We start from the raw sequence: 13,480 nt of genomic DNA, 5'->3' as shown, positions 1-13,480 counted from the left end.
TCTATTTTGAAACTTTTAACAACATTTGAAAAAAGATGAAATTAGTTGTTGACTCGAGCAAACTAAAGTGATAAGATAGAGATATCAAAGGGAGGTGATAATATGAATTGGGTAATCATTGCAGCAGTTATTACAGGTCTTAATCAACTATCAGGGTTAATTAAAAACACCTCAGATGTGTACTTCAAAGTTAAAGAAGAAGTACAAAAGAGTCGCAACCGCCAAGACGACTCAGAGTAAAAGAAGGGAGAGGGAAACCTCTCCTATTTTTTATAATCCAAAACGCAGTAATAGTGAGTAATCTCCTATAAGACATTGCGTTCTCGTTTCATAATTTTTATTAACATTTAAAAAAGATGAAATTTGTAGTTGACTCGTGTCAATAAAAGTGATAAGATAGAGATATCAAATGGAGGTGATAATATGAATTAGGTAATCATTGCGGCAGTTATTACAAGCCTTCATCAACTATCTGGATTAATTAAAAATATCTCAGATGTGTACTTCAAAGTTAAAGAAGAAATGCAGAAGAATCACAACCGCCAAGACGATTCGGAGTAAGCACAAGGGAGAGGGAAACCTCTCCTATTCTTTTTATAGATTATAATATTTCATATAAGATTTATCTAGAATATAATAACGCATATTTTAATTGATAACTTTAAGGTATCACAATAACGTAACCCCCCGAGTTTTGAAGGGCGCCCCCGCCCGACCTCTCTTGCTACTGAAACGAAACATTATGCGTAATAAGTCGCCACCATATCGAAATCTGTACGTATCGTATGTGGGTTTATACAAAGTTTCAATACTATTTATCCTATCGAAACACTATCGTCCTTATATCGCAGTGATAGGCGTCTTATATAGCGAATTACAAGCGCCTTGAGTTTACATATACGTAAATATGCGTAAACACTTTCATCGCACATTAAATCGTAACCATTACGATTACATCAACGTTTCTTATACGCCAAAAGGATAAACGAAAAGTTTACATCGTGTATAATTGTTCGTAAATATAACCTATTTAATATCCAATTATCAGGAGGTTCATGCGCACTATATAGCCCGATACATTGCGATACACTACCGCAAACTCTACAATAAATACCTTAAAATCTATCGTTAAATTTAATTGTTAGTGTGCGACATTTATTACGTGAAAGTCCGCCATGCACCCGCTATGCAGTCGCAGAACTCTCGTATACATCTTAATTAACTCACTAGACTTCACAATGCTATATCCATGAGTAACTATTTCGAATTAACGACATTGGATATATATCGTAAATTGTTACCGTTATATCGTGTGTGCGCCGTATATACACGACTATTTAGTGTAAGACCGTGTTGATTCATATAATGATTTATGTTATAATATAAGAACAAGGAGAGGGTTTCCTCCTCTTGTGCTTACTCTGAGTTGATATCTTGGCGGGTGCGACTCTTTTGTACTTCTTCTTTAACTTTGAAGTACACATCTGAGGTGTTTTTAATTAACCCTGATAGTTGATTAAGAGCACTGAGCACGGCTACAATGGTTAGCCAAATAAAGGTATCACATCCTTGTGGTATCTTTATTTTTCACCTGCAGTTGACTTGAGTTAATTAAAAAGCAAAAAAATAAAAGCGCTAAGAAGTTCATTCATTCCTAACGCTCCCAAAATTTATACCATTTTTTATCTCGACTAGCCGCAGCCGTTTCTAATAAAACTCGTTTTTCTTCTTGCATATCTCGTATAGCTTCCATCAATTGATAGTCCCGTTTCTCTAACTTCTCGTCAATATAACGTTGTTGTTCGTCTAATTTTTTCACCATACTCTTTAATAATTCATTCTGTTGCTGAATCATTTCTTTAAGCTCGTTATATCGCTCGTCATGTTGCGTATCTTCCGTTATAACATTCGTATCAACCCTCGACACATCTTTATCATTAACCCACGTCATAATTGCGTTACAAGCCTGTTTTAACGTCATATCGGGGTGTGATTTAATCTCGATTAATTTTCTTAACGTTATAACATCGTTATCCATAAAACCGCGGTGTCCGTGCTCGTTCTTGTGAAAATGATACCCTTGTTCCTCGAGCATGATACAGTACTTACGCAAAGTAGACTCTTGGATTTTTAACATCGTCGCTACGTCTTTGCTTATATATATGGATTGAGAGCTATCTGTTTTATCTGACATAACGCATCACCTCGTACAATATTTTCGTTATAACGCTATTATATCCTTTTTAACGCAGATTTTTATCGTTTTTAAAAATATCGACACTTTTATATCCTTTCGAATTGGTTAAAAGAACAAAAATAAAAACGCTAGGTTGGTTAGTCCTAACGCTTTTTTCGTTCATTTTGTTTTATTTCGTCATAATGCGGTGGTGGTGTCGTCGTTTCCGCTCATTTCGGTCAGTTTGGTTAGTCCTGACGTCGCTTTCGAACGCACCGCATGTATTTCGTACTCTCTTCGTTTATAAGCCCGCTCGTTTCGTTAAAAGGGATATATTCGCTTTGTGGTAGTTGCTTTATAGTGTAATAAAATCTACGCTTTTATCTATTTTGAGCCATTCTACAAACGCAGTATCGACTTCGCCCTCGTTATAACAGTCGCTATACTCCTTGAATAGTGCGTGTATTTCTTCGCTCGTCCATTCGTTCTTTATCGTGACAACTGTTACGATGTCCTCTCGCTTGTTGTCGCCGTACAAATCAATCGTAGCAGTGGCGAATTCACGATTTAGCGATTCTTTAATACGCGGGCTTTCTAGTTCATATGGTATTTCCTGTAGTATAGCGGTCATTTCGTTAACTCCTTTCGGTTATTAGTTATTTTTTTTTTATGAAAACGCCAAAAACAACCTCAAATCGATAAAAAATAGAACATATATTCTTAATAATTTTATTTCTAAGATAATAATACACTAAAAAAAAGGACTTAACTAGTCCTTTTTTCCTAATTCATTCCTTTTTTCATTAATATGTCGTTTTATCATAGATGTAAAAATTGATGAAACTGCCACACCCTCCTGCTTTGCTTCTTCTCTTAAAAATTCCAAATCATCTTGAGCTATTGAAATTGGATAAGGTACTTTTTTCTTATTTGGATCGATTCTTTTTCTGCCCATACAGTTATGTTAACACAAATATTGTAAATCTATTACCTCCAAAACTCACACTATACCCCCTTTAGAGCTTGCATTTACTAAACGTAACCATAAAAAGAAGCCTTAGCTTTTCACCAAGACTTCTCTTCTATCTTTTCATCAGTGTATTTTAAATCAAGTTTATCGTATTGATAATCAAAATATGTATTACTGTTAAATTCATAGTCCTTACTCGAACCTTTTTTAATAACATATCCCGTCTTTTTGAATGGACTTCTTTGATTTATGCAATGCGCCATACGATGACCATCCCCTTGTCCGTGTAGGTGCCAACAAGCGCAATAAGGACACCAAACTGCTAGATTTCCACTTTTATCTCTTTCGTAAGCTAATAATACAGGTAATGACCTATCGTCTTTGTTTAAACGCACTTCTCTTCATCCCCTTCGTTATAGAACATAATTTCACAAATAAGTTGCTATAAAAACTACTGTATTAATTTTAATTCGGGATTCGCTTTAATTAACTCGTGAAGGCTTTTCGGTTTTAATGGTACGTATAAATTTCGTTGTCCCCCACCATAACCTATGATTCGAACTAATCCAAATTTTTCTAATACAACTAAGTGACGTTGTAATGTACGCGTATCCTTTCCATATAATTTCGCTAGTTCGTCCTGTGAAGGATAAGCGCAGTTATCTTCACGTTCATAAGATCGCAGTATACACAGGTATAATAACGTCATTTCAGGTTTATACCCTTTTATGCGAGTGTATGAAAATAAACTAAATGGCATATCTAACGTCGCGTCTTGTTCCATACCCCCTTGTTTTATTCTAATTATTGGCTCATATACTTCTTCTTTTTTATGAATTTCTTGTAATTGTTCAGTTAGTTTTGTATCCTTTTTTTGTATTTTCATCACTTTTATCCTCCTACTAATACGCAAATGATAACACATACTAGCACGAGTGGAAAATTTCCATAAAACCTTGTTCACCCCCCCTGTCCCTCCTACTAATACCAACTCTTTCTATCATTCTATTATCATTTTTACTATGTAGTTTCTACAAATCTATGTTTATCACTTACTCTAACGTTTCCCACCGTTTAGCAGTTTCCGTTTCCTTCCGTCTTTCCTCTATTTCAGTTAGTGGTAGTCGTTCTCTTCGTCCTCTATCCTCTGATAGTGGTATAAATCTTTTAAAAGGTCTTGACCTTTTGTCTTTTCAGTTTTTATCATGTGGGAACGATTAAGGAAACGGCTGACAGGCAGACTTATCCCCTACTTTGAAAGACTACAAAAAAGTAATCAATCAAAATAGATGGATAAGCGTCTTGTTTTCGCCATGCGGTCACTTATAAGGTATCCGTATGCATAGACCCTATTCACTCAGCGATTTTCACCGCATACGCCCTTTTTCTCGGCTTGTCCCCGTAATATCGTCCCTACGTGACATGCTGAGCGTATTCCCTAGCACCGTAATGCTAACGATAACCCCCCGAACCTTTTAGACTACACGCCTAGGCAAGTTCTCGCCTACCCGCAACGCATGAATAGGAATACGTTACGGGGCGCTATCCTTGTAAGAGTATTACGAGTACTCTCCGCACGACCGATAGCAAGCCAATCAGTTTTTATTTCGTTACGTGGTATCAGGCACATTTCCGATTTTAAGGTTCCACGTCGCAAACATAAAAAAGCGATACCCCGTAATCCCATTAATAAGATTAAAAGAGTATCGCAAAATATATCGACCAAAATAGGTAGAATTTCACACTTGAAACTTTCCACAATAGTCGATATAATGAATACATAAATTTAATCCGTATGGGCTATATACGGAAGCCGCTAGAATCGATTGGAGTCGAAACTAGCAACTATAAGCGTTTACCGATTGCCGTCGGTAGGCGCTTTTTTACGTTCGATTTAGTTGTTAGATCGATTATAGCACGAATAAAATCGAAATGACAAGTATTTAACTAGGGAAAATTGTCATATTATGCGATTCAACCTCTTAAAGTAGATACTAAAGAGCGCACTTGTTGCTTTTGTTCATCTGACATATTGCGCAAGTGCATTGCTAGAATTACAACTGCCTGTTTCGTGAATAGCATAACTTGCGAATGTGGTATTGTCGTCATTTGATTATCGCCGTTTTCCGCCTTCCACTCAACTACCATATGTCCTCGCTTATATGTAATCGCCGTTGGCGTACTTCCTTCTGTAATCCGTTGCGCCACTTCTGTTCCCGTAAGCGAGATTACACCCGCGTGTTTTAACTCGACAGTGTTACGTTGCTGAATTTTGCGCACCGTTGATATGTTAATGCCTAGAAAATCTGCGACTTGTGTTGCAGTTGCCATATTAATATTAGGCAGTACAAGACTGGAATGCATTAGGCATCCCCCCTTTACGTTAGATAAATTGCTAGGAAGATTATAACATGCCTTTAAACTTCACCAAATCTCGTCATTTAATAACCTAATATCCACGAATGAAAAGATAATCCGCTTAAAATCACAATCTCGGTATCGTGTTTTTCTAATGTAGTCAATAAATACAAAAAAAAATGACGAAGCCGCATCGGGTTTCGCCAAATTTCGTTTTATTAATAAAGAGCGGCAATATGTTGCCTTATCTCTTGTTATACTTCGGGTGTTAGAGGCGCGGGTTTGTCCGCCGTAATTTCTTCGCCTTCCCACGTCTTGCCCGTTAAACTCGTATAGCAACGCTCGCATAATTTGAACATGCCCATTTGTTTAGTATTTGCGTTCTTATTACACATATCGCAGCGCTTCGTAGTTGTTTTAAAAACTAAACTTTCGCTAGTTCCGATAACTTCTACTTGTGATGCCTGCGAAATGCCTGCGTACTCTAGTAAATCTTTCGGAATAGTCATCGACCCATCTGCGCTAATCTCGATTAATCTTCCTAAGAATGGTCTACCGTTTGACGTATCTACTCTCATGTTGTATTACCTCCAATTTTATATTTAAAGTGGATCGCGCCTACCTCTATATACATAGACGCGAATTCTATTGTAATTTGGTTTAACCTGCACCGAATCCCGCCGATACCGTGTGCCATGCGCCGCCGATTGCGACATAGAATCCTAAGCCCTGCCACCCATTGCCATACCATAACGTACCGTCTTGTGTCGTTGGGATATTACCACCGAATACGACCGCAGGGGTTTTAATAATGGCGTTATTTAATTCGATGTTTCCGCCCCACGATCTGTATAGCTTGCTAGTCTCGATACCTACGCCGTTTTCGTTAACGCCTCGAATACTCATGCCGTTCTGAACTCTTACAACCTTATCTGCGATAATCTCGTTTGTGTTCATATTACCTAGATGTACGTTACCGCTCGCAGCATTAAACGATACGTTACCATTACTATGATCGACTACCGCACGACTTTGTTTATACGGAACTTGGAAATTCGCTGATCGTACGACGTCCCCTTCGATATCATTGCCGTATAATTTACGTATATTAACTGCATCTAACTTTATGCGATTTTGTCCGAATTTCCATAACGAATCTTCCGCGTCGTATGGCGCTGCTCGGTTACCTGTTACGGCTTGTACACCATCGAATACACACCAGTTTGCGTTAGTTGTTAGGAAACGGACTCGAATAGAAGAACTACGACCGCCTGCGATGTTTGCATGTGCCGTTACTGTAACGCCATATCTTACGCATTCACCCGCAGGTGTAGCAGGAATAGCAAAATCTTTCGTCTCTGAATGTACTACGTTGTTGTCTTTCATGTGCTCGATAATTAATCGCGGTTGTCCCGCTGCTAATCCACCGAATGGTTTCGCTGCATGGAATGATATTGTATATTGCTTGCCCGCAGTAGCGTTAAATCGTTGCGCTACGTAGTTAGATTGATTTAATAATGCTGCATTCCAGCCGAACGGGGACGCTTCGACGGGTGCGTCATACGTATGTGCACTACACATTTTTGGCGTTCCGACTCTCGCCCATTGATAAAATGAGCTGTTAAGATCGCTCGATAGCGTAGCCCATTCCATATTTAGATAGAATTCGCCGATCGCAGTTCCGTCCGCCTTGATCGTCTCGAATGAGTGGTCATATAGTAGGTTTGTCGAAGTATTCACTGTATGTGTAAAACCCGTTCTAGCGTCTCTTACTAAGAAGTTAGCGTCTGTTACTGTAACGCCGTCTTTGTTGATCGTTACGCGTCCGTTACTGATTTCTACGTTATCTGCATTGATCGTACCGCCTGCGATGTTCTGCGCCTTTAGGTTAATGATATTCGTATTGTTAGCGTTGATCGTTCCGCCTGTAATGCGATCCGCCGACATCGTTCCGCCCGTGATATTGCCCGCATTTAGATTTCGCACTTGTACACGATTCGCATCGATAACACCTGATGTGATTTTATCGGCACTTATTCCCGCTGCTGCGATTTTATCGGTAGTGATCGAGCCCGCTGCGATATTGTTTGCGTTGACTGCGTTTGCTGCGATCTTATCCGCAGTAATAGCATTCGCCGCCACCTTTTCGGCAGTTACCGCATTAGTTGCGAGTCTTTGAGCGCTGATAGCGCCGTCTACGATAAGGTGTCCCGTCATTCTTCGTCGAACTTCGATTTTCGTAAAGAACCACTCGCCGAAATCCTTAAACTCATTTATCTGCGTCCATACGTACGCTTTAACTGCGTTTGCGGGTGCGGTGATCCAACCTTCGTGGAATTGCCATTGTCCGTTTTGTTTTGTCTTATATCCCGAGTTCATTGCAGCAACCGCGCCACCGTCTTTATTAAAGAAGTAGATCCCAATAGTTGCGCCGTGATTACTATTCTTCGAAGCTACATAGCCCGAAATGTAGAATTGATCGCCTTGCTTAACTGCGAACATATCCGAGCCTTTTCCGTCGCGCTGCGTTTGTCTTCCGACGAATTTCGTAGGTGCTCCCGTAGGTACTGACGCATTACTAGAGTCGATTCGAGTTACCGTACCAAACCACCCGCCTTCCTGCTCGAAATCGGGGTTCGGGCATAGATTTGTAGTATCGCCGATCACCATCTTATCAACACTGATCGATTTCGCTCCGATGCGATCTGCATTTAATATACCTGCGGTAATGTTTGCAGCATCCATATTTGTAACGGTAATCTTCGCTGCATCGATCGTACCACTCGTAATATTACCCGCCTTGATATTGATAATATTCGTAGTGTTTGCGTTGATTGTACCGCCGTTAATTCGATCAGCAGTCATAGTACCTGACGTGATGTTATTCGCCTTTAGGTTTGTAACGTTGACTTTATTCGCATCTAACGAACCTGTTACGATCTTATCTGCAATAATTACGCCACTATCGACCGCAGTTACCGAAGGAGAATGCCATAACACTTCCATAGCTGCGTTTTTGACCGTTGGATAATAGCCCGAATAGAATCGCATACGTAAGTATTTCGTAGCGGGGTGCATTTTGAAGTTCTGATGTATGTTACGTCCCGCAGGGCATTCGTTTGCTTGACCTTGCGAACTCATTACATAAGCGTCCATCATGCGCCATGATCCCGAAACATCTTTACCCGACCAGAAATACGGGTTTTTACGAGGCGTAGGATCAATATTTGTACCGTTTGGATTAACGAAGTACGTTTCGATCTCATTCATATCCTTGTCGTACGCATTGAATCCGAAGTACTGCGAGGCATTTCGATTGTTCTTATCGACAAACATTCCAATGCTAAATTTATACGTCTGATTCGGATCTACTTCGAAGTAACTTGAATTGTGAAGCGTAGGCGTATCATGTTCCGCCGTCGTGAATGTATCTAGGATTGTGTCGCCCATATTCGTAGAAGGGCGTAACGCAACGCCTGACGTCGCATGTTTGCTCACGTTCCACCCTGTATTAAGGTCGCCCGATACTGTTACGTTATTTACGAGACTTTTCGCCAGTACATGCAGCTTGTCCGTAGTGATTGCGTTCGCTGCTACCTGATTCGCATTAACTGCGTTCGCTGCGATGTGATTCCCGTTTATCGCTCCTGCTACAATCTTCGAAGCATTGATCGAATTCGCACCGATACGATCCGCATGTAGCGTACCTGATTTAATATTGCCCGCATTAAGGTTATCGACATTTACTTTCGTAGCATCGATTCGACCCGTTAAGATAGAATCGCCTGTAACGATCGTTCCCGCCTGTACCGAATGTACTTCGAAGTTAGCCACGTTAACGCTCGTCTGCCCTTCTTGCGGTGCTCGTACAGTTAGTCGAACATATCGAACTTGCCCGCTACCCGCTACGCCATGACTTACGATCGGGTTTGTGTTGTTTGTTACGTCCGCCCACGTCGTCCAGTTTGTGCCGTCTATTGAAGTTTCTAGTTTGTAACTGCGTACTGCATATCGTGCATCATTCGAATAGAACGAAGTCCACTGAATACGAACACACTCCCCGATAACAGTCCCGAAATCTAGAGACATAGTGGACGGGAATTTATCCGCTCTACTACTTCCCGCTCCGTTGTATCTCGCAGTCATTCCGCCGTTTATGCTGAATCCGTTCCCACCTGTGTACGTAACGGGACGATTTTCGGCTATATCCCTAGCGCGCCCGCCGAACTCTAATAGATCCGCTTTGATCGAACCCGCCCGCAAACGATTCGCATCTAGCGTACCTACATTAATGTTTGACGCATCGATATCGACGATCTTCGCACTCTTACCGCTGATCGTTACGCCATGTAATCGTTGTGCTGCGAGTGTACCTTGCGTAATATTTCCCGCATCTTTAGCGAAGTTTTCTACTTCGGTCTTAACGGCATTCGCTCGATCTGTAGCGGCTTTTTGTGCTGCATTCGCTTTGTTTTGTGCGTCCGTAGCTGCATCCTTCTTCGCCTGATCTCGTGCGGCATTTGCTTTCGCTTGTGCGTCCGCTGCTGCGTTTTCTTCCGCCTTCTTTCGGGCTGCTTCCGCCAGTCTTTCCGCCTCTGCCTTCGCATTCTTTTCGGCTTCTTGACGAGCTTTTAAGATACGATTATCGGCTTCGCTTAATGCGCCTTGCTTCGCTGCGTCCGCCTTGTTCTGCGCATCTTGTTTTAACGCTTCTTCGACTTGCTTCGTAACTTCGTCCGTATGCTTCTTCGCTGCTCCTTCGGCTTCTTTAGCGATCCTTTCCGCTTCTGTCTTGATCGCCCTGTCCATTTCTTCGGCTTGCTTGATCGCTGCGTCTTGTGCCTTCTTTGCCTCGTCCTGCGCTTTCTTTAGTGCTTCCGTAGGCGTTTCCGCCCCGATATCGCTCGGCTTTGTTGGTGACGCTGCCTCCCACGTTTTCGTTTTAGGATTATACTTTCGGATCTTATTCGGCTTGCTAGACATGTCAAACCATACTTGCGTTAGGTCTTCGGGTGGCGTCTCGCCGTAGTGCCATTCTTTTTCCGCATATCCTTCCGCGAATAGTTTCGCATTTAGTTCGGCGTCTTTCGCCTTTTGATCCGCATGTTTCTTGACTTCGGCTTCGACTTCTTCCGTTAGACCTTCGACATACGATTTCAATTCGACTTTGATCTCTTCGTCCATTTCTTCGGCTACTTCGATCGCCTTTTCTTCGGCCTTCTTCGCTTTGATCGCCGCGTCTTCCGCTGCTTCTGCGATTGCAGTCTCTTCGGCTTTGTTCGCCTTGTCCTGCGCTCCTTCGGGCGTTTCTGCTCCGATCTCCTGCGGTGTAGTTACCGACGCATTAACCCAACGATCGTTCTCGGCGTCCCAACGTCTCATAACGTTTGGTTGCGCTGATATATCTAGCCACAACATATCGGGCGTACGCTTACTCTTAATCGGCTCGTTAGGGCTTTTATATACGACCTCGCCGCCTTGCTCCCATTTCGTAATGTTTTGATTGATCGTTTCTTGAATTGCTTCGATCTGTCTATTCTTATCGATCACTAGCGGCACGAATTCGCCCAGTACAACGTAGTCCTTCGAAGGATTCGTATATGATCGATAGATTGCGATAACTCGTGCATTAACTGCTAATGCAGGCTCGAACATCGTATCTTTAACTAGGATCGTATCGCCTAGACGTACTTTCTCGTGCTCATAGCCCGTTAACGATTCCAGTAATAAGACGCTAACTTCGTATGTTGCTCGTGGCTGCTTAACGCGCTTTAGCTCTTCTACTGCCTTTTTCATTAACTCGTATTCATTATCTACGCTACTTAAATCTAGGCGTTTGAATAGGTGCTTTCCTTGTTTTCCGTATAGCTGCATTGCGTGCTCGTCGCCTACCCACTTTTGCCCTTTTGGTGATGTATAGCCGTCGTGGTGGTTTTCGAATGCCTCGATTGTTAGACGCTTCCCTGACTCGTCAGCTTTACCGATCGGAATAACCGCCGTTGCGATATCGGATCGATCTACTTCTCGCGTTACGCCTGTTAGATCCTTTCCGTACGTGAATCGCTTCCCAGTAACGTTACCGCGTCGCTTAACTAGATGTACGAAACGATCTCGCACTTTCATACCCATAAATGAAACGGTGAATTCCATTTCTAAACCGTACTGATCGCGAATCTGATGTAACGCAGCTAATGCCGTAGGATATTCGCGAAGGTTAACGTTTTGTAATCCCGCATAATCTACGATTCCTAATTGCCAACCGCTGCCCGCTAGGATTTTTGTAGCTGCATCCTTAACGCTAACTGCGACTAACTCTTCACCGTCTACGACGTGATTATATAAGTCATCAACCGCCGCATTTTCTGCGAATACTCGACGTACATACTTATTGTCTTTTCGTTCTTCTACTGTACGAATAATCGTAAATAGCATTAACTTACGATCTTTGTTTCGTACGATAACGTTGTTCCCTGCGATTAAATGCTGCGTATCGGGATCGCTCGCTAGCGTACTAAATTCATACGTTAGTAGTCCGTCTAACTGCTCGAAGTGCCCGTCATCGAAAAACTTAGGTGTTTTCGGTAGGTGATTCGCAAGTATCGTTTTTTGACGACCGTACGAGTCTGTTACGATAATCATATTATTTATACCGTTTTCCATTATGCTCCGCCTCTCTGTAGGGGTTTCCTACACGTACATAAACGCGAGCATATATCGGTTTAATCTAAAAAAGCTCCTATAATATCTAAAGATACTCCCATAACCCCTAAGATTACTCCTATAATTTCTATCATCCTTAATACTGCTGCTATTTTAGTAGTTATTTAGCGAAAGACCTTCGTCTAATTCGATAACTATTTCTAGTTTCTGCGATTTCGTATGCAACTTACTGCCGCTTTGTTGTCTAAGGGTTTAAGTTCAGTATGTGAAATTTTTATAGTGTAGTTTTTAGTATATGCGGATATTTTGGGTAACTCCGTCACGCTCTACGAGATTAATCGGGATGCGACATAATTAGACCTCTCAGATTCGCTCGTATGACGCTCTGTTGGTCATTTTATTGTAATTGGTCTTAAATACGTTAGAACTCGTTAGAGAGGCATTAAGAGACGTCTAAGGCGTTTGTAGATAATGGAGATATATGTACGAATGGTAGGCGATAAGTTCGAATGATAGTCGCAACAATACAATTTAGGGCTTCGTATAAGTCTTCGCATAGTTTGCGGTGGAGGTATCAGCGCACCAATTTAGCGGTAAACTGCATTTCTTATACGCAGGCTGCTGCGGGTCAACGAGATTCACAAGAACTAAAGAACTATAACAAAAATATAACTACGTTCTTTTTTATTCTTCTATTACGCATTAATTCCCGCCCTCTTCAATTCATTTCATTGCTGCGTGATTTCTAAAAGAAGAAAAAATCCTTTTCTTCTCTTTTCTTTTAATAGATCTAATTCTTTTCTAGTTAACTGTCAACTTTAGACAGTAGGCACTAACTGTTTTCGATATTAATGTTAGGCACTAACTATTATCGATTTAACACTAACTACTTTGCTTTTATATGCGCATATGATAGCTGATGTATCATACGGTATAAAGAATTAGTCTTATAAAGATTTATTTTTATAAAGATAATATATCCGACACGAATTCAAACACCGAATTCTATCGGGGATTTTACGCATAAGACAATTACATAAATATATGGTTTCGACTGATTGTGTTAATAGATTTGTATTTAATAACGAAAGGTAATAAACGATAATCCTGCGTTAGTTTTCGATAGATAGGAAGATACCTCTTAGACGCCTCAGATTCGTTTATATGACGTTTTATGCGCTAGAAGTACAATAAGGCTTAGGACATGGATATCGCCGCTAATTTAGCAAGTTGCGTAATTGTAGGCGATAAGATTCCGTATGAGTTTCGTAAGACTTCGCAAAACTCCATATAAGCTGCTGCGTGTAAACCCTTCA

The 13,480-nt window shown here is 41.2% G+C and carries 8 protein-coding genes; 1 reads left to right on the top strand and 7 read right to left on the bottom strand.

Features of this window, described 5'->3' with window-relative positions:
• Positions 1–102 precede the first annotated feature (102 nt).
• Entirely contained in the window at positions 103–240 is a 138-nt protein-coding gene (locus tag ACQGSG_RS21275; RefSeq protein ID WP_426947962.1) for a hypothetical protein, read from the top strand.
• Positions 241–1,654: 1,414 nt separating this feature from the next.
• Here ACQGSG_RS21275 and ACQGSG_RS21270 read toward each other — a convergent pair.
• The 7 genes from ACQGSG_RS21270 to ACQGSG_RS21240 form a co-directional block, all read right to left on the bottom strand.
• Positions 1,655–2,194 (bottom strand): DUF3967 domain-containing protein, encoded by a 540-nt coding sequence (locus ACQGSG_RS21270; RefSeq protein WP_325843307.1) that lies wholly within the window; start codon positions 2,192–2,194, stop codon positions 1,655–1,657.
• Positions 2,195–2,531: 337 nt separating this feature from the next.
• Positions 2,532–2,807 carry a hypothetical protein gene (locus ACQGSG_RS21265; RefSeq protein ID WP_325843305.1) on the bottom strand — a complete coding sequence of 92 codons (276 nt, stop codon included), beginning with the start codon at positions 2,805–2,807 and terminating at the stop codon, positions 2,532–2,534.
• Positions 2,808–3,241: 434 nt separating this feature from the next.
• Positions 3,242–3,541 (bottom strand): hypothetical protein, encoded by a 300-nt coding sequence (locus ACQGSG_RS21260; protein ID WP_325843303.1) that lies wholly within the window; start codon positions 3,539–3,541, stop codon positions 3,242–3,244.
• A 56-nt stretch (positions 3,542–3,597) separates the two neighbouring features.
• On the bottom strand, positions 3,598–4,032 hold the full coding sequence (locus ACQGSG_RS21255; protein WP_325843301.1) for a helix-turn-helix domain-containing protein: 435 nt from the start codon (positions 4,030–4,032) through the stop codon (positions 3,598–3,600).
• A gap of 1,088 nt (positions 4,033–5,120) precedes the next feature.
• On the bottom strand, positions 5,121–5,510 hold the full coding sequence (locus ACQGSG_RS21250) for a hypothetical protein (protein ID WP_325843293.1): 390 nt from the start codon (positions 5,508–5,510) through the stop codon (positions 5,121–5,123).
• A gap of 248 nt (positions 5,511–5,758) precedes the next feature.
• Positions 5,759–6,082, bottom strand: coding sequence for a hypothetical protein (locus tag ACQGSG_RS21245; protein WP_098605494.1), 324 nt, complete (start codon positions 6,080–6,082; stop codon positions 5,759–5,761).
• A gap of 82 nt (positions 6,083–6,164) precedes the next feature.
• Positions 6,165–12,164, bottom strand: coding sequence for a phage tail spike protein (locus ACQGSG_RS21240; protein WP_426947958.1), 6,000 nt, complete (start codon positions 12,162–12,164; stop codon positions 6,165–6,167).
• Positions 12,165–13,480 lie beyond the last annotated feature (1,316 nt).

Source organism: Bacillus sp. GMa5/1 (assembly GCF_050172015.1).
GTDB classification, from domain to species: domain Bacteria; phylum Bacillota; class Bacilli; order Bacillales; family Bacillaceae_G; genus Bacillus_A; species Bacillus_A cereus.
The sequence above is the reverse complement of the archived record's forward strand: the minus strand, read 5'-3'. Positions and strand labels throughout refer to the sequence as shown.

What these genes read in the sequence shown, in the direction of transcription:
- ACQGSG_RS21270 (WP_325843307.1), bottom strand. Translation starts at nt 2,194, where the DNA reads ATGTCAGATAAAACAGATAGCTCTCAATCCATATATATAAGCAAAGAC.
- ACQGSG_RS21275 (WP_426947962.1), top strand. Translation starts at nt 103, where the DNA reads ATGAATTGGGTAATCATTGCAGCAGTTATTACAGGTCTTAATCAACTA.
- ACQGSG_RS21250 (WP_325843293.1), bottom strand. Translation starts at nt 5,510, where the DNA reads ATGCATTCCAGTCTTGTACTGCCTAATATTAATATGGCAACTGCAACA.
- ACQGSG_RS21245 (WP_098605494.1), bottom strand. Translation starts at nt 6,082, where the DNA reads ATGAGAGTAGATACGTCAAACGGTAGACCATTCTTAGGAAGATTAATC.
- ACQGSG_RS21255 (WP_325843301.1), bottom strand. Translation starts at nt 4,032, where the DNA reads ATGAAAATACAAAAAAAGGATACAAAACTAACTGAACAATTACAAGAA.
- ACQGSG_RS21265 (WP_325843305.1), bottom strand. Translation starts at nt 2,807, where the DNA reads ATGACCGCTATACTACAGGAAATACCATATGAACTAGAAAGCCCGCGT.
- ACQGSG_RS21240 (WP_426947958.1), bottom strand. Translation starts at nt 12,164, where the DNA reads ATGGAAAACGGTATAAATAATATGATTATCGTAACAGACTCGTACGGT.